The organism is Marmoricola sp. URHB0036, assembly GCF_000426045.1.
In the GTDB taxonomy this organism is placed as follows: domain Bacteria; phylum Actinomycetota; class Actinomycetes; order Propionibacteriales; family Nocardioidaceae; genus Marmoricola.
Window position 1 is genome coordinate 154,184 of sequence record NZ_AUEP01000003.1, and the last position, 23,471, is coordinate 177,654.

A 23,471-nucleotide genomic window follows, 5' to 3' on the forward strand; every position below is an offset into this window, starting at 1 on the left:
CATGTCCGGCGGTTTCTCCTCGCTCAACACGGCCCTGACGGCGCTGCGGTACAACCGCGTCGCCATGGACGTCGCGGGCTCGAACATCGCCAACGTCACGACCGATGGCTATGCACGACGGCGCGTGGAGGGCGCCGCCGTCGCCGGTCCCACGCAGCCCGCCCTGTGGTCGCGCTACGACGGGGCCGGCGACGGGGTGCAGGTCACCGGCGTGACCCGGATGACCGACGAGCTGCTCAACGTGCGTGCCCGTCGCGAGCACGGCAACCAGGCCTACCTCGACGTCCGCCAGGCCAGCCTCGAGAACATCGAGAACGGGCTCGGCGAACCCGGCGACTCGGGCGTGAACGCCGCGCTCGCCGATCTGCGCAACGCCTGGCACGAGCTCTCCCTCAGCCCGGGCAGCCAGTCGGCGCGTGCCCAGGTGCTGTCCAGCGCCCGCAGCGTCGTGGACGCGATCGGCGTCCAGGCCCGCAACGTCGAGTCCGAGGCGGGCGACCAGCGCGTGCACGTGCTCAACGACGTGAGCGAGGTCAACACGGTGGCCAGCGGCCTGGCCGACACCAACCGGGCCATCGCGGCCGGTAACCTCGGCGGCTCCGACGTCGGGGTCCTGCTCGACAAGCGGGACCAGCTCACCCAGCGGCTGGCCGAGCTCACCGGCGCGAAGGCCACGGTGCGCAGCGACGGTGGCGCGGACGTCACCATCAACGGCGTACCCCTCGTCACCGGCAGCCGGGCCGGCAGCCTCACGGTCGCCTCCGGGATCACGCCCGACGGCGAGAGCGACGGCACCGCCCTCACCTTCGCGGTCGTGGACGCCTCGGGTGCCACCACCGTCCCGTCCGGCATGAGCGGTGAGATCGGCGGCCTCACCGACCTGCTCACGACCACGCTGCCCGCCTACCTGACCGGCCTCGCCGCCGTGGCCAAGGACCTGGCCGACACCGTCAACACCCAGCACCAGGCGGGGTACGACGCAGCCGGTACGGCGGGCACGGCGATGTTCGCCTACGACCCCACCGACGTGCTCGGCACCCTGTCCGTCGCGATCAGCGACCCCGACCTGGTGGCCGCGTCGTCGGTGCCGGGCGGCGGACTCGATGTCGGCAACGCCAACGCGCTCGCCACCGGTCCCGGTGTCGAGGGTGACTACCAGCGCCTGGTCACGGGACTCGGCACCGAGGTCGTGGAGTCACGACGCCGGGCCGCCAACCAGCAGGTGCTGACCAGCCAGGTCGACGGCGCGCGCGAACAGCTCAGCGGCGTCGACCTCGACGAGGAGATGGTGAACATGATCTCGGCCCAGCGGGCCTACGAGTCCGCCTCACGGGTGATGACGACGGTCGACTCGATGCTCGACACGCTGATCAACCGGACCGGGGTGCGCTGATGGCCATCACCCGGATCACCCAGAACATGATGACCCGCGACTCGCTGGCGTCGCTGCAGGCCAACCTGTCCCGCACGGCCCGGCTCCAGGAGCAGATGTCCACCGGTCGCGTCATCAACCGTCCCTCGGACTCGCCGACCGGTGCCGCCGCGGCCATGCGCTTGCGGGACGACCTCGCCGCCACCGGCCAGTACCAGCGCAACACCCAGGACGGCGTGTCCTGGCTCGGGATCATCGACAACGCGCTGACCTCCGTCACCGACCAGACCCGCGAGGCGCGGGACACCGCGCTGCAGGGGGCCAGCGCCGGGACGGGTGGCCAGGGCGTCCGCGACGGCCTGGCCGGCACGATCGACGAGCTGCGCAAGAGCCTGCTGGCCGACGCGAACACGACCTACCTCGGGCGTCCCGTGTTCGGCGGCACCACCGCCGGCAGTGTGGCGTACGACGGGTCCGGGGCCTTCGTCGGCACGACCACCCCCGTCACCCGGACCGTCGCCGACGGCGTCACCATCCGGGTGGACGCCGATGCGACCGCGGTCTTCGGCGCCGACGGGGCCAACGTCTTCTCGCACCTGTCCGATCTCTCGACCGCTCTCCGGGCCGGTGACCAGGCGGGCATCGCGGCCGGGATCGACCACCTGAACAAGGACCTGGACCGGCTCGCCACCGCCCACGCCGAGGTCGGCACGCGGGCCGCCCGCGTAGATGCTGCCGCCCAGACCGCCGCCGACACCGAGCTGCGGCTCAAGTCCTCGCTCTCGAACGTCGAGAACGCCGACCTGCCGCAGGTCATCGTCGACCTGCAGATGCAACAGACCTCCTACCAAGCCGCCCTTGCTGCCACGTCCCGTGTCATGCAGCCGAGCCTCCTGGACTTCTTGCGATGATCACTGAGTACGCGCCCGCCCCCACCCACAGCCGTCCCGGGAGCACCATGACCGACATCCCGCTCATCGAGCTGGTGCAGCCGATGCCCGGCTTCCCCGCCCTGCGACAGTTCGCGCTCGTGCAGCTCGACGACGACGGGGTGCTCTGCGCGTTCCGCTCGGTCGAGAACCCTGACCTGCGCTTCCTCGTCGTACCGCCGGCTGCGTTCTTCCCGGAGTACACCCCCGAGGTCGACGAGGAGACGGTGCGCGAGCTGGGCATCGAGACCGCCGAAGACGTCCTCGTGCTCGTCGTCGTCAAGGCCGGCGCCTCGCTGGCGGAGTCGACCGCGAACCTCGCCGCGCCGCTGCTGATCAACGCCGCCACCCGACGCGCCCAGCAGGTCGTCCTCGACGACCCGGCGCACCCGCTGGCCGCACCACTCGTCGCCGCCTGAGGCCCATCTCCCGCAGGAGATGTGTCTCGACGGGTAGCCTCGACCCCATGCTGGTCGTGAGCCGCCGCGCGGGCGAGAGTGTCGCCATCGGTGACGAGGTCGTCGTCACCGTCCTCGAGGTGCGCGGAGACGTGGTCCGTGTGGGGATCGACGCCCCGCGTTCCATCGCCGTGCACCGCGCCGAGCTGCTGGCGCAGCTGGAGAGCAGCAACCAGGAGGCGGCCTCCCCGAGCGACGAGACGGTCGAGTCGCTGACGCGCGCCCTCGGCGACCGCGACCAGCGGGGCTGACCCACCCGGTCGGATCAGTGCGGGTTGCGGCTGCTGCCCGTGGACCTGGTGTGGTGCAGGCGGGCGGCGAGCAGCGCGGCCTGGGTACGACGCTCCACCCCGAGCTTCGCGAGCATCCGGGTCACGTGGTTGCGCACCGTCTTCTCGACGAGGAACAGGCGCTCGGCGATCTGGCGGTTGGTCATCCCCTGGCCGATGAGGTCCAGGATCTTGCGCTCCTGGGGCGTCAGCACCGCCAACGGGTCCTCGGAGTCATGGGTCGGCTGGGGTGCGCGGTTGGCGGCCAGCCGCTTGGCGCGAACCGAGTCGATCAGGTTGTGCCCACCGGCCACCGAGTGCACGGCAGCGACCAGCTGGGTCACGGCGATGTCCTTGACCAGCAGGCCGCTGGCCCCACCGCGCAGCGCCGCGGCGACGAGCTGGTCGTCCTCGGTGCGGCTGAGCACCAACGTCTTCGCCGACGGGTGCTGCGCGCGCAACCGGGGCAGGTTGTCGAGCAGAGCGCGTTCGTGCTCCCGGATGCCGACGACCACGACGTGCGGCCGTGACCGGGCGACCAGCGGGAGCCCGACGTCGAGGTCACCGGCCTCACCGACGACGGTGAGCTCGTTGCGTTCGCTCAGCGCCGAGCGCACGCCCATGCGAAAGATGTCGTGGCTGTCCAGCAGGAAGACACGGCGGGCCCGAGAAGTCTGCACCCGACAGTTTTAGTACGAAATTCAGAATCGCGCGCCCGAATGCTGAGACTTCGTGGTCCCGTGTCCGGCGACGCGCTCGTGGAGCTCGGTCGTACCGGCCAAGGGGCGTCGGGCCGTCGTCCGGCCGCTCACGCGGTCAGTGCGAGAATGACCGCGTGAGCGACCTGATCGACACCACCGAGATGTACCTCCGCACCGTCTACGAGCTCGAGGAAGAAGGCATCGTTCCCCTGCGCGCCCGGATCGCGGAGCGGTTGCACCAGAGCGGGCCGACCGTCAGCCAGACCGTGGCCAGGATGGAGCGCGACGGTCTGCTCACCGTGGAGGGCGATCGTCACCTCCAGCTCACCCCCGAGGGCCACAGCCTCGCGATGCGGGTGATGCGCAAGCACCGGCTGGCCGAGCGCCTGCTGACCGACGTCATCGGGCTGGACTGGGAGCTCGTCCACGAGGAGGCGTGCCGCTGGGAGCACGTGATGAGCGAGACCGTCGAGCGCCGGTTGCTGGAGCTGCTCGACCACCCCACCGAGTCGCCGTACGGCAACCCGATCCCGGGTCTGGCCGAGCTCGGTGAGCAGGGCGACGGCGAGCAGTTCCGCGACGGCGTCGAGGCGCTCGCCACCGTGGTGGGGGAGGAGTCCCGCCGGGTGCAGGTGCGCCGGATCAGCGAGGAGATGCAGAAGGACGAGACCCTGATGGGCGCCCTGCGTCGTGCCGGTGCCCTTCCCGGTCAGGTGATCGCAGCCGTGTCGACCCAGGAGGGCGTGCTGCTGGGCAGCTCAGGCGAGACTGCGGAGATCGTCCCCGAGGCCGCCGAGCACATCTTCGTCACGCTGGCCTGAGCTCTTGGCCCAGGCCGACAGCCACTCGCTGCAGCCCGCCTCGACCTTGACCGTGGCGAGGTCGTCGCCCCGGGTGGCGCCGCGGTTCACGATCACGACCGGCAGGCCGGACTTGGCGGCGTGGCGCACGAAGCGCAGGCCGCTCATCACCGTCAGCGAGGAGCCGGCGACGAGCAGCGCGTCGGCGTCGTCGATCTCGTCGTAGCAGCGCAGCACGCGTTCCTTCGGCACGTTCTCGCCGAAGAAGACGACGTGCGGCTTCAGGCGTCCGCCACATCCCGCGCACGCGGGTACGACGAACCGGCTGGTCTCCTCGAGCTCCACGTCGCCGTCGGGTCGGGCCGTGACGGCGGCGTGCTCCTCCAGCCATCCGGGATTGGCCAGGGTGAGCTGGTGCTGCATGAGCGTGCGGTGCGTGCTGCCGCCGCAGTCGAGGCAGACCACCTCGCTGATCCGCCCGTGCAGCGCGACCAGCTGCTGGTGGCCGGCGCGCTCGTGCAGGCCGTCGACGTTCTGGGTGATCAGGAACGGCACCCGGCCGAGGGCCTCCAGCCGGGCCAGAGCGCGATGGCCCTCGTTGGGCTCGGCCGCACCCATCCGCGACCAGCCGAGGTGTGCGCGGGCCCAGTAGCGTTGCTGGTTCGCGCCGCTCGCGACGAAGTCCTGGTAGGTCATCGGCATCCGCACCGGTGCGCCCGGTCCGCGGTAGTCGGGGATGCCGGAGTCGGTGCTCAGGCCGGCACCGGTGAGCACGACGGTGCGTCCGTCGAGCAGGTCGTGCGCGGCCTCAGCCACGCGCGTAGCGCACCTCGGCCCGGGCCCGCGCCTTGGCGGCCTCGACCTCGCGGTCCTTCGGCGGAGCAGTCGTGGTCAGGCTCTCGAGCAGGCGACGGGTGGCCGCCTCGACCTCGGCCACGGCGTGGTCGAAGGCGTGCTGGTTGGCCTGGGACGGTCGGGTCGACCCACTGATCTTGCGGACGTACTGCACGGCTGCGGCGTGCACTTCGTCCCGGGTCGCCGGCGGTTCGAAGTTGTGGAGGGTGCGGATGTTGCGGCACATGCGGACGAGGTTACGCCGGGGGTGGGGACGTTACGAGTAGCGGACCCCGGGCGCGAGCGTAGGTTGGACACGCTTCTCACTCGATTGAGCACTCGGTCCTCTGGGAACCACAGCGTCTCGTCCAGCAAACGCCACTCTGTGCCGTGCGTGGAGTATGAGGAGTCGCAGATGTTCCAGGGAAGCTACCGAACCCATCTCGACGCATCGCAGGGTGACCCGCGGGGCCGCGAGTCCAGGCGCGTCGAGATCTACGACGCGATGCAGGTGCTCAAGGCCGAGCACGGCGTCAGTGAGATTGCTGCCTACACGCGACTCGTTGAGGCTTCCGTCGACGCGTGCTCGAGCGTCCGGGAGACTGCGGTCCGTGTCCTGGCGGAGTCCACGGACACCGACGGCGAGCGCTGATCGCTCACCTCAGCTGAGGTCGACGATCCGCACCCGGTCGCCGACCAGTGCGACCCGGCCGTCCGCGAGCGGCAGCGCCCGCGCGCCCCACCCACCGACCGAGCCGAGCTCGTGGGTCGAGAGCGATCCGTCAGCGCCGACACGCAGCACCACCATCGACGTACGCGAGCCGTCCTGCACGCTGGTGACCGCTGCGTGCGCGGCCGGCAGCCACGTGAACGCGTGCGGGTCGTCGGCGGCCTCCAGCCAGCTGTTCGTCCCGAACGTCACCTTGCCGACCTGGTGCACGTCGCTGGTGTCGGCGATGTCGAAGACGGCGGCCTGCGCCCCGAGCTGCCGACCGGTGTCGGTGGCGTCGCTGCCGATACCGAGGAGCCGGTCGTCGCCGATCGGGTGCAGGTAGGAGGAGAAGCCGGGGATCTTCAGCGCACCGAGCTGCCGCGGACGGGTGGGATCGCCCAGGTCGACCGTGTACAGCGGGTCGGTCTGGCGGAAGGTCACCAGCACGGCGAGGTCGTCGAACCAACGAACGGACTGCAGCTGCTCGCCGACGCCCAGGCCGCGGAGGGTTCCGACCTGTTCGAGCCGGTCCCCGCGCTCGTCGAACACTGCGATGCCGTTGTCCGCGGGTTCGAGTCCGTCGGTGAGCCAGGAGACGGCGACGCGAAGGTGGCCGTCCTGCTCGTCGAGCGACCAGCGGTCCTTGATGGTCCCGTTCACCGTCCCCGAGGCCACGTAGCGGGTGGTGTCGCCGTCGAGGGCAAAGGCATGGATGTAGGTCTTCGGCCGCAACCTCCGGTCGAGCCGGTCCGACCTCACGGTCGTGTCCGGGCCGGCTCGCAGGATCACCCGGTTGCCCCAGTCGGTGGAGGTGACGTAGAGCCGGTCGCTCGAGGAGTAGACCTCGCTCCCCGCACCGGTGACCCCCACCTTGGTGGCGTCGGCGGTCGACCCGGGCCGGAAGGTCCACACGGCCACGGTGTCCGGCCCCGACCAGGTCAGCGGGTGGTAGACCTCGTCGCACGACAGCCCCGGGATCCACTCGTCGATCCGCGAGCTGCGCACGATCTCCTTGTTGCGCCTCTCGGCCTGGTGCTCGCTGAGGATGCCGTCGCCGGGCTGGACGAAGCGCAGTTGGGGCAGACCGATGGTGGTGACGAGGCGGACCGTGTCGCCGTACTGCCGCATCGAGAGCTGCTGCCCGGACCAGGTGTGACGTTCCGCGAGTCGCGGGTGGGCCGGGTCGGAGATGTCGACGTCGTACACGTCCGTGCTGCCGCGACCGCCGGGGAAGAAGCCCTCGCGTCCCAGCATCCGGGTGGCGCTGCTGCTCAGCAGCACGTGGTCGCCGACGAGGAGCAGTGAGTCGGCGTACGTCGAGGGGGGCAGTCGCCAGTCCGAGAGCTGACGCGGCGCGCCGCCGGTGACCTCGGTGACCACCAGCCGCCGCCCGTCACGCACGCGTACGACGAGTCGACCGTCGGTCTTCGCGATGTCGGGCTCGTCGACGTCAGTCTCCTGCGTGTTGGTGCCGGTCGGGCCGTTGCTGACAGCGCCCTTGGCCGCTGAGTCGGAGCTGGGCATGCGCGCCAGGTCCTCGGTCATCATCGGCACGTTGTCGCCGCCCCACCCGTACGGCCCGACCCGGTCGAGGGTGTGCTGGACGTACCAGTCCCGCAGCGAGTCGCAGTCCGCGAAGCGCACCAGGCCGTCGGCGTGGGCCGGGGGCGCCACCGGGTCGGAGGCCACCAGTGCGGCCGACGTCGCGAGCACGCCCGCCGCCACCATGCCGCCGATCGCCAGGGTCGAGATGAGGGCTCCGCCGAGTGCTGCCCTTGCTGGAGTGTCCATGGGTGTGGGACGCAGAGTGGGACGCCCCGGTTCCGCTCGGACGGCATGAGGGAGAATCGGGGGATGCCTGCTGACAGCGACACCCGTGAGCTCGACATCGTCATCTTCGGCGCCACCGGCTTCACCGGTGAGCTGACCGCTGCCTACCTGGCCCAGCACGCGCCGGTCGGCCTGCGGTGGGCCCTGGCCGGTCGCAACCAGGCCAAGCTCGAGCAGGTGCGGGCGCGGCTGGCCGAGCGGGATGCCTCGCTCGCCGACCTCCCCCTGCTGCACGCCGACAGCTCCGACGATGCCTCGCTGCGAGCCGTGGCCGAGGCGACCACGGTCGTGATCACCACCGTCGGTCCCTACCTGCTGCACGGCGAAGCGCTGGTCGCTGCGTGCGCCGCGGCCGGCACCGACTACGTCGACCTGACCGGGGAGCCCGAGTTCGTCGACCGGATGTACCTCGCCTACCACGACCAGGCCGTCGAGAGCGGCGCCCGGATCGTGCACGCCGCCGGCTTCGACTCGATCCCGCACGACCTCGGCGCGTGGTTCACCGTCCAGGAGCTCGGGTCGTCCGCGCCGATCACCCTGCGTGGGGTCGTCCGCGCCGGTGGGATGGCGTCCGGGGGCACCTTCCACTCGGCGATGACCGCGATGAGCCGCCCCCGCCAGATGCGCGAGGCGATGGTCGAGCGGCGCAAGAAGGAAGGTCGGCCGACCGGCCGGAAGTCACGTGCCGTGTCCGGCAAGCCGCACCGCGACCGCCTGCTCGGCCTGTGGCTGCTGCCGCTGCCGACGATCGACCCGTTCGTGGTGGCCAGGTCGGGAGCGGCGCTGGCGTCGTACGGCCCCGACTTCCGCTACAGCCACTACGCCGGCCTGAAGACGCTGCGCTACACCGTCGGTGGCTCCGTGGTCGTGGGCGGCCTGGCCCTCTCGGCGCAGATCCCGCCGCTGCGCAACTTCCTGAAGACCCGGATCAAGCAGGGCGACGGCCCCTCGATCCAGCGCCGCAAGAAGTCGTGGTTCACCGTGGACTTCGTCGGCGAGAGCGCCGGCCGCACCGTGCACACCCGTGTCTCCGGCGGCGACCCCGGCTACGACGAGACCGCGAAGATGCTCGCCGAGTCGGCCCTCTCCCTCGCCTTCGACGACAACCCCCAGACCTCGGGCCAGGTGACCACCGCCCAGGCGATGGCCGAGAACCTCGTCACCCGGTTGCAGAAGGCCGGGATCTCCTTCGAGGTGCTGTAGCGGCGGCGGTTTCCCCGGGCGCCCGGGGAAACTGCCACCGGTAGGCCGATACTTCGGCCTACCGCCTCCAGTTTTGCCCGCCAGCCCTGTCCGTTTCGTGCCAGGCGCTCAGGCGAAGAGTTCCGAGCCGATCCAGTCGTCCTTCGACCGCACCCCCGGAGGTACGGCGAACAGGCCCGACCCGGTGTGCTGGAGGTACTCCATCAGCGCGTCCCGGGAGGAGAGCTGGTTCTGCATCGGGATGTACATCTCGTCGGGGTTGCGGACGAAGGCGATGAAGAACAGGCCGGCGTCGAGGCGGCCGAGGGCGTTGCTGCCGTCGGTGAAGTTGTAGCCGCGGCGGAGGAGGCGTACGCCGTTGTTGGTGCTCTGGTGGGCCAGCCGCACGTGGGAGTCCACCGCGATGAGCGGGCCTTCGCGGCCCTGCACGGTGAAGTCGGGCTCGGTGAACTCCTTGCCGCCGGACAGGGGAGCACCCTCCTCGCGGTCGCGGCCGATCAGCGTCTCCTGCTCGCTGAGGCTGGTGCGGTCCCACGGCTCGATGTGCATGTTGATCCGGCGCGCGACCAGGTAGGAGCCACCGGCCAGCCAGTCCGCGCGGGCATCGTCGCCCTCGCCCACCCAGACGAACTTGTCGATGTTGGCCTTGTCCTCGGCCTTGAGGTTGGCGGTGCCGTCCTTGAAGCCGAGCAGGTTGCGCGCCGTCACCTGCTTGGTCGAGGTCGACGACGTGCGCCCGAAGCCGAGCTGGGCCCACCGCAGGGCGACCGTGCCGAAGCCGATGCGCGCGAGGTTGCGGATCGCGTGCACCGCCACCTGCGGGTCGTGGGCGCAGGCCTGGACGCAGAGGTCGCCGTTGCTGCGGTTCGGATCGAGGTTGTCGGCGGGGAAGTGCGGCAGCTCGCGCAGTGCCTCGGGTCGACGGTCCTGCAGGCCGAAGCGGTCCTTGCCGTCGAGGGAGAACAGGGTCGGGCCGAAGCCGAAGGTCAGGGTCAGGCCGGCGGCGTTCAGGCCGATGGCTTCTCCGGTGTCGTTCGGCGGGGCGTCGTACGGCGTGGGCAGCGAACCGCCCACCGACTGGCCGGCCGTCATCTGCCGAGCCGCCACCGTCCACTTCTTCAGCAGGTCGATCAGCTCGTCGCGCGAGTCGGTGCGTACGTCGAAGGCGGCGAAGTGCAGCCGGTCCTGGGCGGGGGTGGTGATCCCGGCCTGGTGGGTGCCCTCGAACGGGTATCGAGCCTCGTCGACGCCGTGCGGCGGCTCCTCCGACTCGTGCCCGTAGGCCCAGCCGCCGACCCCGGCCGCACCGACCGCGAGCGCGCCCGCGCCGGCGGCTCCGAGGAGCCGCCGGCGGCTGAAGGCACCGGGTCGGGGTGTGTCCTGGGGGTCGGGGGTCACAGAGTGATGGCTCCCGTCATCTTGGACAACGGCTCCGCGAGCGCGTTGACGGCGTCGGAGAGGTCCTTGCGCTGGGCCTCGGTGACCTTGTCGTAGAACACGAAGGAGTCGTCACCGGTCTTGTACTTGTCGAGCTGCACCTGCAGCGCGTCGAACGCGGTCTGGATCTGCTTGGAGAGTGCCGGGTCCTTCACGTCGAGCAGGGGCTTGAGCCCCTCGTAGCCGACTCGTGCGCCGTCCACGTTGGCCTGGAAGTCCCAGAGGTCGGTGTGCGACCAGATGTCCTCCTCGCCGGTGATCTTGCCGCTGGCGACCTCGTCGAGCAGTCCCTTGGAGCCGTTGCCGATCTGGTCGACTGTGTAGTCGAGGGTCTGCACCCGCTTGTCGAGGACCTTGGTGTTGGCGAGCAGGTCGTCGACGAAGGTGGCGCGCTGGGCGGGCGTCATTGCCCGGTAACCGCTGGCCGGCGGCCACAGGTCCTTCTCGATCCGGTGCCAGCCGGTCCACTTCTGGCCCTTCTCGAGGTCGGCCTCGCGGAGGTCCATGCGCGGGTCGAGGTCGCCGAAGGACTCGGCCACGGTCTCGATGCGCTCCCAGTGGCCGCGCGCGAGCGGGAACAGCGCACGTGCCTTGTCGTCCTCACCGTTCTTGTACAGCGTCGCGAACTCGGTGGTCTGGTCGACGAGCTCCTGCGACTGGTCCTTGACGTACGCCGCGTACTGCGACGTCGCCTGGTTGATCGCAGCCTGGTCGACGCCCTTGATGTCGGTGTCCTTGCCCGAGTCGGTCACCTCGAAGGCGTTGCGAATGCCCTGGCCCTTCATGCCGGGCTTGCAGGCGGTGACGTACTTGCCGGGGGGCGTGCGGACGACGAGGTCACGAGAGAGACCGGGTCCGATGTTCTCGATCTCGCCGACGATGCGCATGCCGTCCTCGCCGTACAGGTAGAACTCGGTGACCTCGTTGCCGGTGTTCTTGACCTTGAAGACGACGTTGCCCGACGGCGCCTTGGAGGTGGTGAGGTCGCACTTGTCGGAGGAGGAGTCCACGTTGATGGTGCCCTGACCACCCTGGGCGGCCGGCTTGTTGGACTGGGTCAGGCTGCACGCCGAGAGCGGCACCAGGAGGGCGGCAGCACAGGCTGCCGTCAGCAGACGGTTCACGGGGTCGGGCCTTTCGGGTTTCAGTGGGCGCGCGCCGGCGACGGTGCCGGTGCGACAGGGGCGGTCGGCCGTGGTGTCCGGGTGCGCAGCAGGAAGATCGTCATCGTGGGGACCAGGTAGAGCAGCCAGGCGATCGCCTGGAGCCAGGTGGTGTTGGGCGTGAAGTTCACGGTGCCCTTGAGCAAGGTGCCGTACCAGGAGGACGCGGGGACCTGGTTGCTGACGTCGAAGGCCAGGTTGTAGAGGCCGGGCAGGATGCCTGCCTCCTGGAGGTCGTGCACGCCGTACGACAGCACGCCGGCCGCGACGACGATCAGGATGACGCCGGTGTAGCGGAAGAACTTGGCGAGGTTGATCTTCAGCACGCCCTTGTAGAAGAAGTAGCCCATGACGACCGCGGTCAGGATGCCGAGCGTGCCCCCGACGAGGCCTGCCGACTCCGAGTCACCGGTGGCCTGCGCCGCGGACCAGAGGAACAGCGCGGTCTCGAGTCCTTCGCGCCCGACGGCGAGGAAGGCCACCACGACGAGACTGGCGCGGCCCCCCTCGGCGGCGGTGTCGATCTTCCCGCGCAGCTCACCGGAGAGTCCGCGAGCATGACGGGCCATCCAGAAGACCATCCAGGTGACGAAGCCGACCGCGATGATCGAGAGCGTGCCGCCGAGGCCCTCCTGGGCCTGGAAGGTGAGGCTCTGCGGGCCGAAGGTGAGCAGGGCGCCGAAGGCGAGCGAGAGCACCACGGCCGCCGCGACGCCACCCCAGATGCGGGGGAGCAGGTGTCGACGATCGGTCTTCACGAGGTAGGCGATCAGGATGACGACCACGAGACTCGCCTCGAGCCCCTCGCGGAGCCCGATCAGGTAGTTCCCGAGTGGGAATGCGGTCATCGTCGTCTCCGGAGTGAAGTAAGGCTTACCTACGTAAGGTAAACCTCACTCGATCCGGCCGACAAGGGGGGTCCAGGTCACAGACGGGCGTCGGGCAGCCGCTGAGAGTGGAGAGGTTTCCCCGGGCGCCCGGGGAAACCGGAGGCGGGCGGGCAATACTTCGGCCGACAGCCCCCAGTTTCGCCCGCCAGCCCTGTCCGCTTTGCGCCGGCACGCATCGCCGGGGCCACTTGCTGGAACTCGCAGTCGTCGGTGTCCGTGGGTTCCCCCAGGAGCCGGGGATGTCGTCGCGTACGCCGTGTACTCGATGGTCTTCCAGCCCTGAGGAGTGGACGGCTCGGCGACCACCTCGGCGTGGGAGTGGCACGCCGCCGCGCCTCAGCCGGCGACGACCCCGACGACGAGGTTGACCACGGTGGCCAGCACGGCGACACCGAAGACGTAGGACAGCAGGCAGTGCCGCAGGGCCACCGATCGGATGGTGCTCGCGGTCACGGCCGTGTCGGAGACCTGGTAGGTCATGCCGAGGTTGTAGCTGAAGTAGAAGAAGTCACGGAAGGCGGGTCGGTAGCCGTCCTCGTTGAAGTCGATGCCCCCCTCGGTGCCGTCGGCGTAGTAGTGGAACGCGTAGCGGGCGGCGTACATCAGGTGCAGGGCCGCCCACGACATGAAGACACCGATCACGCTCACCGCTGCCGGTGCGCGTCCCGCGTGGGCACCGCCGGCGAGGAGCAGGCCGACGATGCCGCCGAGACCCAGCAGTGCTGCGCCCATGACGACCAGCTCGTCGAGCCGGGGGTTGAAGTCCTCGTGCGTGACGCTGGTGCGCGTGGTGTCCGCGTCCATCGCCCACAGCACCCACCACCCCAGCACCACGAAGACCGTGCCGGAGACCGCGATCCCACTGAGCACACCCCGGTCCGGCGCGTTGGCGAGCGCAGCAGCGACGCCGCAGACCGCGCCGGCGACGACCGCCAGCACGAGCCGTGGCAGGGCGGAGACCAGCAGGCGAGGATGCACGCGTCCATCCTCGCGCCTGACGGGGTTGCCTGCCGCGTGGACGAGGAAGAGAGTGGTCGACGTGGAGAAACGAAGGCTCGGGCGGCTCGAGCACGACAGCTCGGTCCTGATCTACGGCGCGGCCGCGCTGAGCGACGTCTCGCAGGACGTGGCGGACCGGTCGGTCAAGGAGGCCCTCGACGCGGGCATCAACCACTTCGACGTGGCGAGGGACTACGGGGACGCCGAGCTGCGGCTGGGGCCGTGGATGGCGGAGATCCGCGAGCGGATCTTCCTGGCCACCAAGACCGGTGAGCGCGACCGGGACACGGCCTGGCGGCAGATCAACGAGTCGCTGGACCGGTTGCAGACAGACCGGGTCGACCTGCTGCAGCTGCACGCCGTCGGTGACCTCGACGAGCTCGATGCGGCGACCGGCACCGAGGGTGCACTCTCGGCTGCGACCAGGGCGCAGGACGAAGGCCTCGTCGGCGCGATCGGCATCACCGGCCACGGCCACCAGGCGCCGGCCACCCACCTCGAGGCCCTGCGTCGCCATCCGTTCGCCACCGTCCTCACGCCGCTCAACCCGGTCCTGTGGCGCGACGAGTCGTACCGTGCCGACTACCAGGCCCTGGTGGAGGAGGTACGCCGTCAGGACGCCGGCCTGATGACGATCAAGACCGTGTCACGCCGCAACTGGCCGGACGACACGGGGCACACGCACGCCACCTGGTACGAGCCGTACGCCGACCAGGACCGCATCACCGCCGCTGTCTCGTGGGTGCTGTCCCACCCGGAGGTGACCGGCATCCCCACCGCCGGAGACGTCGGGCTGCTGGGCATGCTGGTTCACGCGGAGCAGAACCGGATCTCGCCCAGCGAGGCAGAGGAGCAGCTCACCAGCGACGGTGAGTACTCCTCACCCTTCCTCTCCATGCCCTTCTGAGGGAGCCGGACCCAACGATCGGTCGCGGACCACCCGGACGGCGTACAGGACCAGTGCCACCGCTGCCGTGAGGCCGAGCAGGAGGGCCAGGCTGCCGGCGTAGTCGCGCTGCAGGATGGCCTTGGCGAGGGGTTGGGTGTCACGACGGTTGATGAGCGGCAGCGCGATCACCGTGATCATGGCCGCGACGATGAGGGCTCCCTGGAGATAGCGCCGAGCCCGCTCAGGCACCCGGGTCAGGGTGATGCCCACGCCCACGGTGAGAGGAGCGATGACGGCGTCGTGCAGCATCACCGCGACCACCAGCCAGACGGCGAGCGTGACGAGATCGCCCGACGCGAGCTCGGTGACGAGGCGGAAGGCACCGAGGGCCAGGAGCAGGGCCCCGGCCACCACCAGACCGATCCGGTAGGGGCGCATCAGGTCACCTCCACTCGCATCAGCCACTTGGTGTTCAGGACCCCGGCACGGTTGGGCGCGATCAGGCGGAGGGGGTAGCCGTGGTCGACGTCGAGGCGCTCCCCGTTGAGATGGGTGGCCAGCAGCGCGGTGCCCACCTGCGGACCATCGACGGTGCTGTGGTTGTAGGCGCCGCGCTCCTGCATCGAGACGACGCGTACCCGCGAGGACTCCTCACCACCGGCTCGGCGTACGACGTCGATGAGCGGGACGCCCACCCAGTCCGCACCGACGCTCCATCCCTCGACGCAGCTGATCGGGTAACGACGCGCGTGCTTCGCCATCGACTCGAGCTCCGCCAGGGTCAACCGGAACGGCTTCGGACCGGTGACCTCGAGGGTCCAGTCGGGCGACCGGGCGAGGTCGAGGACGCGTGCCTGTGCCGCCGTCTTGTTGACCGGCACGCCCATCGGCCCCTTGGAGGCCTGCCTGGTGGCCAGCAGTCCCACCCGGGACAACGGCGTCACGGTCTGCCCGATCGTGGTGGCGGCCACGGCTCCGATGCCGGCGGCCACGGCGACGAACAGTCCGCGCCTGTCGAGAGCAGGCATCGGCTCCAGCGGTACGACGCCGGCGTTGCTGTGCGCCTTCGGGTTCTCGCTCCACGGGATCTCCGTGAGCACGTCAGCCTCGGACAGGCGTGCCTGCAGTCCGTACTTGATGTCGGGGAGCTTCACGCCGACGTGGATCAGCACCGAGCCGATCACGACGTACGCCAGGTAGCGGTGGGTGGAGGGGAACGACCACGGCCACGGGTACCAGTCCAGGGTGTTGAGGAACCCGGTGGTCAGCTGCACCAGGGCCGAGGCCACCAGCACGAACACCGACAGCCGCTCGACCGCGTGCTTGACCGATCGCACGGCCGGCCAGCGAAAGAGGTTGGGGTAGACCGACCACAGCTTGACCAGGAGCAGGGGGATGCAGGCGACCCCGGTCGCCACGTGCAGGCCCTGGGTGAACCGGTAGAGCTGCCTGGGGCTCGCCGGCTCGGGCAACCAGGTCCACGGCTGGTACTGGTAGTGGCTCAGCATCCCGGTCACGAAGCAGATGGCGAAGCCGATGCCGAGCACTCGTCCGAGCCGGGCAGTGACGGCGGTCGAGCGCAGGGGACTCGAGAAGTGGGGCCACCACGACGGCCGCGTCATCGCAGCACACCGCGGCGCCCCTGGGGCGACGTCGACAGCGCGAGGGTGGCGGGCACGTTCATCTCCTGGTCGGGACACCCGCCACGAGGGTGGTCTCGTGGCCATGTCACCGCATCGCCCCTCAGCCTGCCTCAGCGAGTGGCCCGCGTCGCGGGTCTCACCCCGGATCCAGCGATGCGTAAGAGAACGGTAAGGCGGGTGCGACGAGCCCGAGGACGATCGCCACCCTGCCCGTAGGCTCGAGATCCGCGCCCGCTCGGGAAAGGACCCGCGTGACCTCTCTGTCCCACTGGGTGCTGCGGCACAGGGGGCTGGTCGCCCTGGTGTGGATCGCGATCGCGGTCGCCGGCGGAGTCAACGCCACCCGCACCGTGGACCGGCTCACCTACGAGTTCGCCCTGCCCGGGCAGCCGGCCTACGAGACCAACCAGCTCATCGCCGACCGCTTCGGTGGCGGTGGTGACAACGACCCGCTCCTCCTCGTGACGCGCGGACCGGACGCGCAGGAGAGCGCCGCCCAGGTGGCGGAGCAGGTCGGACGCGCGGTGCCGGGCACGAGGACGGTGACCTCCGCCGACCCGGGTGGGAAGGACCTGACCGTGCGCGACGGAACGCTGTCAGTGGTGGTGGTGTACCCGCCGGCAGCCTCGGGACCCGATCCGTACGTCGCCGCCCAGCCACGGATCGAGGCGGTCGCAGCCAAGGCTCGCGCCTCGGGCGACGACGTCGAGCTGACCGGGTTCACACTCCTGTCCGAAGGAGGGGGCGGTGACCGTTCGATCCTGGTCGAGGTGCTCCTGGGAGGACTGGGTGCGTTGATCGTCCTCGTCCTCGTCTTCGGATCGCTGCTCGCCGCCATCCCGCTGGTCGTGGCGGCAGTCTCCATCCTGGGCACCTATCTCGCGCTGCTCGGGCTGACCACCGTGACCGACGTCATCTTCGTGGTCCAGTACCTCGTGGCCTTGATCGGCCTCGGTGTGGCCATCGACTACTCCCTGCTGCTGGTGACGCGATGGCGCGAGGAACGGGCGGGCGGTCTCCTGGGCGACGAGGCCGTGCACCGGGCCATGGCCACGGCTGGTCGGAGCGTGCTGTTCAGCGGCGTCACCGTGGCGGTCTCGCTGGCGGCACTGATCCTCGTGCCGCTGCCCTTCCTGCGCAGCATCGGGCTCGGCGGGCTGCTGATCCCGCTGTTCAGCGTCGCCACCACGCTGACCCTGGTGCCCGTGGTGCTCAGCGTCCTGGGCCCGAGACTCATGTGGCCGCGCCGCAACAGTCCTCCTGCTCGCAACCGGTTCTGGACCTGGGTGGCGCAGACGGTGCTCGCGCACCGCTGGTTGACCATCGTCGCCTCGACGATCGTACTGCTGGCCCTGGCCGCCCCGGTGCTCGGACTGCGGCTGGGGTCGCCGCAGCTGTCCGGTCTCGAGACGGACGCGAAGGCGTCGCGGGTCATCTCGCAGGCGGTCGCCAGCGGCGTACCCGGCGGCGTCCTACGCCCGGTCGAGGTCCTCGTCCCGGCCGACGCGGCCGACGCGGCCGCCACCGAGCTCCGTGGGACCGAGGGCGTCGGAGCGGTCGTCAGTCCGCCCGATGACGCGTGGCGTGCCGAGGGCGACCAGCTGCTGCAGGTTTACCTGGCCTCGGACCCGGCAAGCGATGCCGGCGGCTCGGCCCTGGACCGGATCCGCTCCACCCGTGCGGGTCGGGTCGGAGGCAGCCCGGCGCAGGACGCCGACTTCGTCTCGGCCGTCTACGGCAACGTCATCTGGGTGATCCTCGGCGTGGTCGCGATCACCTTCCTCCTGCTCGCGCGTGCCTTGCGATCGTTGTGGCTGCCGATCAAGGCGTTGGTGCTCAACGTGCTCTCCATCGCGGCGGCGTACGGCGTGACGGTGCTGGTCTGGCAGCACGGCTACGGCTCGGAGCTGCTGTTCGGGCAGTCGGCGTCGGGCGTGATCACGATCTGGGTGCCGATCGCCGCCTTCGCGTTCCTGTTCGGCTTGTCCATGGACTACGAGGTCTTCATCCTGTCCCGGATGCGCGAGTCCTACGACGAGCACGGCGAGACCGACCGCGCTGTCGTGGACGGCATCTCGCACACCGGGCGGCTGGTCACCTCCGCTGCCCTGATCCTGTTCCTGGCCTTCGTGGCACTGTCGACGGTGCCCTCGGTCGAGGTGAAGATCCTGGCCACGACGCTCGCCCTGGGCATCGTCATCGACGCCGTCATCGTCCGTGGCCTGCTGGCCCCGGCCCTCGTGGCGGTCCTCGGCCCGCTGAACTGGACCATGCCGGCTCCGCTGGGTCGGCTGCTGCGGGTCGATCCCGACCCGCGCCGGCGTCCAGGCGGCGGTCGATCGCTCTAGCCGGCTGCCGCCGCACGAGCGGGCGGACTGCCGAGGTCGGTCAGGTCGAGCCCGGCTTCGGGAAGGCGGTCGACGTGCTCGATGATCCCCTCGAACCCGTTCGTCTGGTTCGCGAACTCCACCAGGTTGGCAGGCGCGTAGCCGCCCTCCTGGTAGTGGCTGACCGCCGAGGACGCCACGCGCACCGACAGCGCGTGGTCGTTGGTGAGCAGCCGCAGCCCGTGGCTGAACTCGCTGTCCTCGTGCTGCCACGGGAGGTGCTGCTTGGCCTCGAGGAGCTCGTTGTCGATCTTGTACATCAGGCTGAGCGGGTTGTGACAGACGGGATCGGACCCGCTGTCGGCGTACCTGCCCAGCAGGTCCACGTCGAAGACCAGGCCCTCGGCGTGCGCCTGGCGTGCCATCCACAGCAGCGAGGTGTCCGACAGCCCGGTCTGCGCATAGCCCCCGCCGACGTCGGAGTGAGCACCCTCGAACCACACCTGCTTGACCCGCGGGTCCTCGGTCGGGGCACCCGCAGGCTCGGCGGGTGCCTCCCAGAAGGTCGGTGCGAACTTCAACCTGGTCTCGTCGATCGCCAGTGCCTGCCGGGCGCACAGCACCTGGTTGCTCAGCTGGACGTTGTGGAAGCGCGGCGCCTCCTTCTCGAAGCCCGGCACCCCGAGCGCGCCCACGGTGTCGAAGACGCCGAGATAGGTCACCTTCGCGGCGTGGCAGTGGTCGTGCTTGAACTCGTCCACGCTCTCTCCGAGGGCCCCGCCCTTCACCTTCTTGCCCTGATAGAGGTTCACCGCCTCGGGAAGTCGCTCCTCGACGAGGGCGACCTTGGTGAGCAGCCCGACGGTCGCCAGCATCCCCGCCACCGAGCGTGCGGTGTAGGCCCCGCGACTGAAGCCGAAGATGAAGATCTCGTCGTCAGGTTCGTAGTTCTGGGCCAGGAACCGGTAGCAGGCGACCACGTTGTGGAACAGCCCGAAACCGAAGGCGCCGCCGAGGATCCGGTCGGCCTCGTAGCTGCCGGCGCCGACCCCGCTGACGTAGTACACCAGCTGGTAGTCGCCCCCGGTCACGGACGGATCGCTCTGGACGGTGCGCGCGATCTTCTCGACGTTGGTGACGTGTTCGCTGTCCGGCTTGTTCCACGTCCCGTCACAGCACACGACCAGTCGCTTCATGTGGTCATGCTGGCACCGAAGAGCCCGTCGCGCATCAGTCCTCGGCGGTGGGCTCCGAGCCACCTACGCGCGCGGTCAGGTAGTAGCAGTCGACCTCCGGCGTACCTCCGTAGCCGTCAGGGAGGTACGGCGCCGGGCCCGCGATCTCCAGCGGCGTCCAGATTCCCTCGGCTGCCAGCCGGTCCACCACGGACTGGCAGTCCCGGGCATCCCACAGGTCGTCGCGTTGTGTCGTGACCAGGACTCCTCCCGGCCGGACCACCCGCGCGAACTCGCGCCACACCGCCTCGACCTCCGGCAGGTAGGTCATCACGCCGACGCAGACCAGTGCATCGACACTGTCGTCGTCGAGGGGGAGGGGCTGCTGGAGGTCCGCCTGCTCGACCGAGTCGTACGCCCCGCCCTGCCGGGCGACGTCGAGGGACGCCTGGGAGATGTCGAGCCCCAGCAGGCGCCCGGTGAATCCTCGGGCGCGCAGTGCTCGGCCGACCAGACCCGTGCCGCACCCGACGTCGAGCACCGAGCCCGCGTCGGGATGGCGGGAGACGACGGAGTCCGCCACCACCGCAGGAGCCTGGTAGTTCCACGTCACCAGGTCGTCGTCGTAGCCCTGCGCCCACTCGTCGTACCGGTCGGCGACCTCGTCGGGATCGGTCGAGCCCTGGTGCAACCAGTCGCCAATGGGGACCTCGGGAACCATCGCGCCAGCCTCTCACGCACGGGCGTCGCTGTCCGCCGGGTGCGAGTCGTCAGCGGTGCGGGTAGCGCACCGCTCCCCAGTAGTTCTCACCCAGGCGTGCCTTCGTGATGCGCACCGGCGTCAGGTGGTCGTAGGCCTCGATCATCCGGCCGTTCCCGACGTACATCGCCACGTGGTAGATGTCGTCGGCCGACTGGGAGTGCGAGTAGAAGAGCAGGTCCCCGGCGCGGAGGTTCGTGGCCGCCACCCGGCGGGCGCGCGGGTCCTGGGCCTGGGGGCCGGAGTCGCGCGGGATGGTGATGCCGTGGACCTGGTAGACGGTCCCGGTGAGGCCCGAGCAGTCGAAGCCGAAGCCCGACCGTCCCGCCCACACGTAGGGCTGGTGCAGGAAGGTCTTCGCGGTGCGGACGAGCTGACGTCCGGTGGGCCGGGGGATGGACTTCTCGGTCCGGTAGACGTGCGCCCGCGACTTCGGCAGCCACTCGCGGCCGTTGGGGGTGGCGACCACGAAGGCCCTGGGCGTGCGACCGACGACCGGCAGCCGGGTGTTCATGCTGACCGTGAGCACCCGGTGCCTCAGCTTCGGGCCGGCGTAGAGGCCGGTGCCGATGCCACGGTCGACGAGGGCGAACGGCCGGCTCCTGACGGCGCGTGCGTACGACGGGTTGCTCGTCAGCTGCCGGGTCGGGATCCAGCCCGGGTAGCCGCGGGCATCGCGAGGAGTCGGCTGCCGGGGTACGACGACCTGGCTCCACGCACCCTGCTGGACGAGGACGAGCACCGGGGCGCCGTACAACGCCTGGGTCTGGGTCCGGTTGCTGTCGGTCAGGTCGGCGCGCTGGTCGGGAGTCATGTCGTGCAGCCACTTCCGCGGGTGCGCGGGGTTGGTCAGCGCCGGCCTGTCGACCGGGCGCGCCTTGCCGGGGTTGGTCCACACTGTGGCGACGTTGACCGCGACGTACATCCGCTGCGGCGAGGGGGCGGCTGTCGCCGGGCTGAGCGCCGAGGCTCCCGGCGCTACGACGAGAACGGCGGCGAGAAGCGTGGCGAGCGAGACAAGTCGATGTGCAGGGCGGTGCGTGGTGCTGCGTCGCATCGGTTTCCTTCCGGTCCCGAGATTCCGGTCCCGCCCGATCCTGCCGTCAGGTCGCTCGTCTGTCGACTCCCGGAGTGGCCGCGAAAGTTGGGCAGCAGCTGGGGCACGCTCCGGGCGTAGTCGTCGTACTCCTCGCCCAGCCGGCGGCGCAGGCCGCGCTCCTCGAAGCGGACGCCGATCGCGACGTAGCCCGAGGCGCCGATCGCGAACAGCAGGTGGCCGACGGTCATGGAGGGAGTCGCCCAGAACGCGATGAGCAGCCCGAGCATCATCGGGTGCCGCACCCAGGCGTAGAGCCAGCGGCGCGACACCGTGTCCGACGACGAGGGTCGTGCGGGAAGCCATCCGGCCTGGCGCAGACCCAAGAAGTCCCAGTGGTCGATCATGTACGTCGCCGCGATCGCGATCATCCAGCCGACGCCGTAGACGACCCAGACGAGGAACACCCACGGCTGGGTGTGCAGCTCCCACACGCTGGCCGGGAGCGCCTGCCACTGCCAGAACATCAACGCCATGGCCAGGCTGGCCGCCAGCACGAAGGTGCTGCGCTCCACCTCGCTCGGCACGGTCCGGGTGAGCCACTGCTTGAACCCGTCGCGGGCCATCACCGTGTGCTGGACGGCGAAGACCAGCAACAGGGCCAGGTCGATGACGACTGCCCAGCCGGTCGGAACCGAGTCGTTCGAGTCGACGGTCGGCAGGGGACCGAGATCAGCGAGGAAGAGCACGCCCCAGCACGACGCGGCGACGAAGGCGGCGTACGCGCAACCGGAGTAGAGGCGGGCGGCGAGGGAGCTCAGGAACGTGGGCATGCCGCCAGCCTCGTGGCCGGTGCGTGCGGTGTCAGCGGTGGAATTACCGCACTTGACACTAGCGGCCGCCGGCGGTGTACCAGGCCGCGACCTGCGAGCGCGACCGGAACCCGAGGCGGTCGCGGATGCGCTCGACGTGCGACTCGACGGAGCGTTCGGTGATGGTCAGCTCGGCGGCGATCTCCCGGTTGGTCAGACCTTGGGTGACCAGCCGCGCGACCTGCCGCTGACGGTCGGTCAACGCTGCTGCCGCGCCGGCCCGGACCGCAGGAAGCCCGAGGAAGCGCCGGACGCTCGTGGCCAGGGCGGCGGCGTCGCCCATGTAGGGCAGGTGGTCGCGGCCGTCGAGCACCTCGAGGCTCGCGCCGGGGATGCCGGCCGCCAGCGCCCGGCCCTGCTCCAGCGGCGCGGCCCGGTCCCGCTCGCGGTGGATCACCAGGGTCGGTGCCGTGATGCTGCCGAGGCGGTCGGTGATGTCGAGGTCGTAGGCCAGGGTGAGCAGGTTGCGGGCGTGCTGCGGGGTGGTGGACTCGCGCTGGTAGTCGATGAACGCCGCTCGGGTCGCCGCGTCGGCGCTGGGGGCGAAGATGCCGGCCAGCACGTCGGAGCCGAGGCCCCACTGCTCGCCGATCAGGCCGAGGACGTGCTCGCGGTTCTCCGCCGTGGCGACATCGCGGCCGCGCACCCAGCCGCCGTACAGGACCAGCCGCGACACCGAACCGGGGTCGGCCGCCGCGAAGCTCGCAGCCGCGGCCGCACCGAGCGACGCCCCGAACAGCTCGACGCCGTCACGGCCGGTCGTGGAGGTCACGTGGGCGACCACAGCGGCGAGCGTCTCGACCTCCAGGTCCATGGACAACGCCCTCGACGTCGTACCCGACAAGCCGCACCCGGGCCGGTCGTAGCGGACCAGGGTCCGGCCGCGGGCCAACGCCTCGTAGAACCCGCGCTCGGGAGGCATCGCCCAGCTCCGCTCGAGGTGGGTGAGCCATCCCGGTGCGTGCACCAACAGTGGTCCCGAGCCCGCAACGGCGTACGCGATCTCGGTCCCGTCGGACAGTCGCGTCGTCGCCAGCCGCTGCTTCACGACCGTCATTCTGCCGTCCCGGTCGGCCCGGAATGCCGACGCCACGGAACCCCTCAAACGACTCAGTGACGACAATCGGGACGTTCGCGGACAGTTCATCATTCGGGCCCAGACATCTCAGGAT

The 23,471-nt window shown here is 70.3% G+C and carries 24 protein-coding genes; 9 read left to right on the plus strand and 15 right to left on the minus strand.

The features are described from left to right. Nucleotide 1: 1 nt before the first annotated feature. The 4 genes from flgK to csrA are packed head-to-tail and all read left to right on the plus strand — an operon-like array spanning nucleotide 2 to nucleotide 3,010. Nucleotides 2-1,393 (plus strand): flagellar hook-associated protein FlgK, encoded by a 1,392-nt coding sequence (gene flgK / locus H976_RS0100760; RefSeq protein ID WP_027859969.1) that lies wholly within the window; start codon nucleotides 2-4, stop codon nucleotides 1,391-1,393. Further along, nucleotides 1,393-2,283 carry a flagellin gene (locus H976_RS0100765; protein ID WP_027859970.1) on the plus strand — a complete coding sequence of 297 codons (891 nt, stop codon included), beginning with the start codon at nucleotides 1,393-1,395 and terminating at the stop codon, nucleotides 2,281-2,283. The genes flgK and H976_RS0100765 overlap by 1 nt, the downstream gene beginning before the upstream one ends. Then, complete coding sequence (gene fliW / locus H976_RS0100770; protein ID WP_027859971.1) at nucleotides 2,280-2,720, plus strand: flagellar assembly protein FliW; 441 nt, start codon at nucleotides 2,280-2,282, stop codon at nucleotides 2,718-2,720. Before H976_RS0100765 ends, fliW begins: the two co-directional genes overlap by 4 nt. A gap of 47 nt (nucleotides 2,721-2,767) precedes the next feature. Then, nucleotides 2,768-3,010 (plus strand): carbon storage regulator CsrA, encoded by a 243-nt coding sequence (csrA, locus tag H976_RS0100775; RefSeq protein WP_027859972.1) that lies wholly within the window; start codon nucleotides 2,768-2,770, stop codon nucleotides 3,008-3,010. Nucleotides 3,011-3,024: 14 nt separating this feature from the next. On the opposite strand, the gene H976_RS0100780 is transcribed toward csrA, so the two are convergent. Then, nucleotides 3,025-3,708, minus strand: coding sequence for a response regulator transcription factor (locus tag H976_RS0100780; RefSeq protein WP_027859973.1), 684 nt, complete (start codon nucleotides 3,706-3,708; stop codon nucleotides 3,025-3,027). A 155-nt stretch (nucleotides 3,709-3,863) separates the two neighbouring features. Here H976_RS0100780 and H976_RS0100785 point away from each other — a divergent pair, with 155 nt between their 5' ends. Next, nucleotides 3,864-4,550 (plus strand): metal-dependent transcriptional regulator, encoded by a 687-nt coding sequence (locus H976_RS0100785; protein WP_027859974.1) that lies wholly within the window; start codon nucleotides 3,864-3,866, stop codon nucleotides 4,548-4,550. On the opposite strand, the gene H976_RS23830 is transcribed toward H976_RS0100785, so the two are convergent. Together H976_RS23830 and H976_RS0100795 are read right to left on the minus strand one after the other, a co-directional pair. Continuing rightward, nucleotides 4,488-5,345, minus strand: a complete 858-nt coding sequence (locus H976_RS23830; RefSeq protein WP_051275876.1) for an NAD-dependent protein deacetylase — start codon at nucleotides 5,343-5,345, stop codon at nucleotides 4,488-4,490. The two genes, H976_RS0100785 and H976_RS23830, sit on opposite strands and share 63 nt — an antisense overlap. Continuing rightward, nucleotides 5,338-5,610 (minus strand): DUF2277 domain-containing protein, encoded by a 273-nt coding sequence (locus H976_RS0100795; protein ID WP_027859975.1) that lies wholly within the window; start codon nucleotides 5,608-5,610, stop codon nucleotides 5,338-5,340. Before H976_RS0100795 ends, H976_RS23830 begins: the two co-directional genes overlap by 8 nt. A gap of 168 nt (nucleotides 5,611-5,778) precedes the next feature. On the opposite strand from H976_RS0100795, the gene H976_RS0100800 reads away from it, so the two are divergent. After that, entirely contained in the window at nucleotides 5,779-6,015 is a 237-nt protein-coding gene (locus H976_RS0100800) for an ANTAR domain-containing protein (RefSeq protein WP_027859976.1), read from the plus strand. Between the two features lie 9 nt (nucleotides 6,016-6,024). Here the strand turns inward: H976_RS0100800 and H976_RS0100805 are convergent, their stop codons facing one another. Next, a complete protein-coding gene (locus H976_RS0100805) occupies nucleotides 6,025-7,866 on the minus strand; it encodes a beta-propeller domain-containing protein (RefSeq protein ID WP_027859977.1) in 1,842 nt (613 codons plus the stop codon). Nucleotides 7,867-7,929: 63 nt separating this feature from the next. Between H976_RS0100805 and H976_RS0100810 the strand changes: the two genes are divergently transcribed. Then, nucleotides 7,930-9,108, plus strand: a complete 1,179-nt coding sequence (locus tag H976_RS0100810; RefSeq protein WP_027859978.1) for a trans-acting enoyl reductase family protein — start codon at nucleotides 7,930-7,932, stop codon at nucleotides 9,106-9,108. Between the two features lie 108 nt (nucleotides 9,109-9,216). On the opposite strand, the gene efeB is transcribed toward H976_RS0100810, so the two are convergent. The 4 genes from efeB to H976_RS0100830 form a co-directional block, all read right to left on the minus strand. Further along, nucleotides 9,217-10,506, minus strand: a complete 1,290-nt coding sequence (efeB, locus tag H976_RS23835) for an iron uptake transporter deferrochelatase/peroxidase subunit (RefSeq protein WP_036223884.1) — start codon at nucleotides 10,504-10,506, stop codon at nucleotides 9,217-9,219. Continuing rightward, nucleotides 10,503-11,669, minus strand: a complete 1,167-nt coding sequence (gene efeO, locus H976_RS0100820; protein ID WP_027859979.1) for an iron uptake system protein EfeO — start codon at nucleotides 11,667-11,669, stop codon at nucleotides 10,503-10,505. Before efeO ends, efeB begins: the two co-directional genes overlap by 4 nt. Before the next feature lie 20 nt (nucleotides 11,670-11,689). Next, nucleotides 11,690-12,556 carry an iron uptake transporter permease EfeU gene (gene efeU / locus H976_RS0100825; RefSeq protein WP_027859980.1) on the minus strand — a complete coding sequence of 289 codons (867 nt, stop codon included), beginning with the start codon at nucleotides 12,554-12,556 and terminating at the stop codon, nucleotides 11,690-11,692. 378 nt (nucleotides 12,557-12,934) lie between these two features. Next, complete coding sequence (locus H976_RS0100830; RefSeq protein ID WP_027859981.1) at nucleotides 12,935-13,576, minus strand: DUF1345 domain-containing protein; 642 nt, start codon at nucleotides 13,574-13,576, stop codon at nucleotides 12,935-12,937. 61 nt (nucleotides 13,577-13,637) lie between these two features. Between H976_RS0100830 and H976_RS0100835 the strand changes: the two genes are divergently transcribed. After that, nucleotides 13,638-14,504 (plus strand): aldo/keto reductase, encoded by an 867-nt coding sequence (locus tag H976_RS0100835; protein WP_027859982.1) that lies wholly within the window; start codon nucleotides 13,638-13,640, stop codon nucleotides 14,502-14,504. Here the strand turns inward: H976_RS0100835 and H976_RS23840 are convergent. Further along, on the minus strand, nucleotides 14,478-14,924 hold the full coding sequence (locus H976_RS23840) for a hypothetical protein (protein ID WP_051275878.1): 447 nt from the start codon (nucleotides 14,922-14,924) through the stop codon (nucleotides 14,478-14,480). The two genes, H976_RS0100835 and H976_RS23840, sit on opposite strands and share 27 nt — an antisense overlap. After that, on the minus strand, nucleotides 14,924-16,108 hold the full coding sequence (locus H976_RS0100845; protein ID WP_196803908.1) for a molybdopterin-dependent oxidoreductase: 1,185 nt from the start codon (nucleotides 16,106-16,108) through the stop codon (nucleotides 14,924-14,926). The genes H976_RS23840 and H976_RS0100845 overlap by 1 nt, the downstream gene beginning before the upstream one ends. A gap of 272 nt (nucleotides 16,109-16,380) precedes the next feature. On the opposite strand from H976_RS0100845, the gene H976_RS0100850 reads away from it, so the two are divergent. Further along, on the plus strand, nucleotides 16,381-18,477 hold the full coding sequence (locus H976_RS0100850; protein WP_027859984.1) for an MMPL family transporter: 2,097 nt from the start codon (nucleotides 16,381-16,383) through the stop codon (nucleotides 18,475-18,477). Here the strand turns inward: H976_RS0100850 and H976_RS23845 are convergent. The 5 genes from H976_RS23845 to H976_RS0100875 are packed head-to-tail and all read right to left on the minus strand — an operon-like array spanning nucleotide 18,474 to nucleotide 23,356. Beyond that, entirely contained in the window at nucleotides 18,474-19,652 is a 1,179-nt protein-coding gene (locus H976_RS23845; RefSeq protein ID WP_051275880.1) for a DUF2235 domain-containing protein, read from the minus strand. The two genes, H976_RS0100850 and H976_RS23845, sit on opposite strands and share 4 nt — an antisense overlap. A gap of 34 nt (nucleotides 19,653-19,686) precedes the next feature. Beyond that, nucleotides 19,687-20,352 (minus strand): class I SAM-dependent methyltransferase, encoded by a 666-nt coding sequence (locus H976_RS23850; RefSeq protein WP_051275882.1) that lies wholly within the window; start codon nucleotides 20,350-20,352, stop codon nucleotides 19,687-19,689. 49 nt (nucleotides 20,353-20,401) lie between these two features. Then, nucleotides 20,402-21,448 carry a C40 family peptidase gene (locus tag H976_RS23855; RefSeq protein ID WP_081682565.1) on the minus strand — a complete coding sequence of 349 codons (1,047 nt, stop codon included), beginning with the start codon at nucleotides 21,446-21,448 and terminating at the stop codon, nucleotides 20,402-20,404. Continuing rightward, nucleotides 21,370-22,260: an isoprenylcysteine carboxylmethyltransferase family protein gene (locus tag H976_RS23860; RefSeq protein ID WP_051275886.1), complete on the minus strand. Its 891-nt coding sequence runs from the start codon at nucleotides 22,258-22,260 to the stop codon at nucleotides 21,370-21,372. Before H976_RS23860 ends, H976_RS23855 begins: the two co-directional genes overlap by 79 nt. Nucleotides 22,261-22,318: 58 nt before the next feature. Continuing rightward, entirely contained in the window at nucleotides 22,319-23,356 is a 1,038-nt protein-coding gene (locus tag H976_RS0100875) for an alpha/beta fold hydrolase (protein ID WP_051275888.1), read from the minus strand. Between the last annotated feature and the right edge of the window lie 115 nt (nucleotides 23,357-23,471).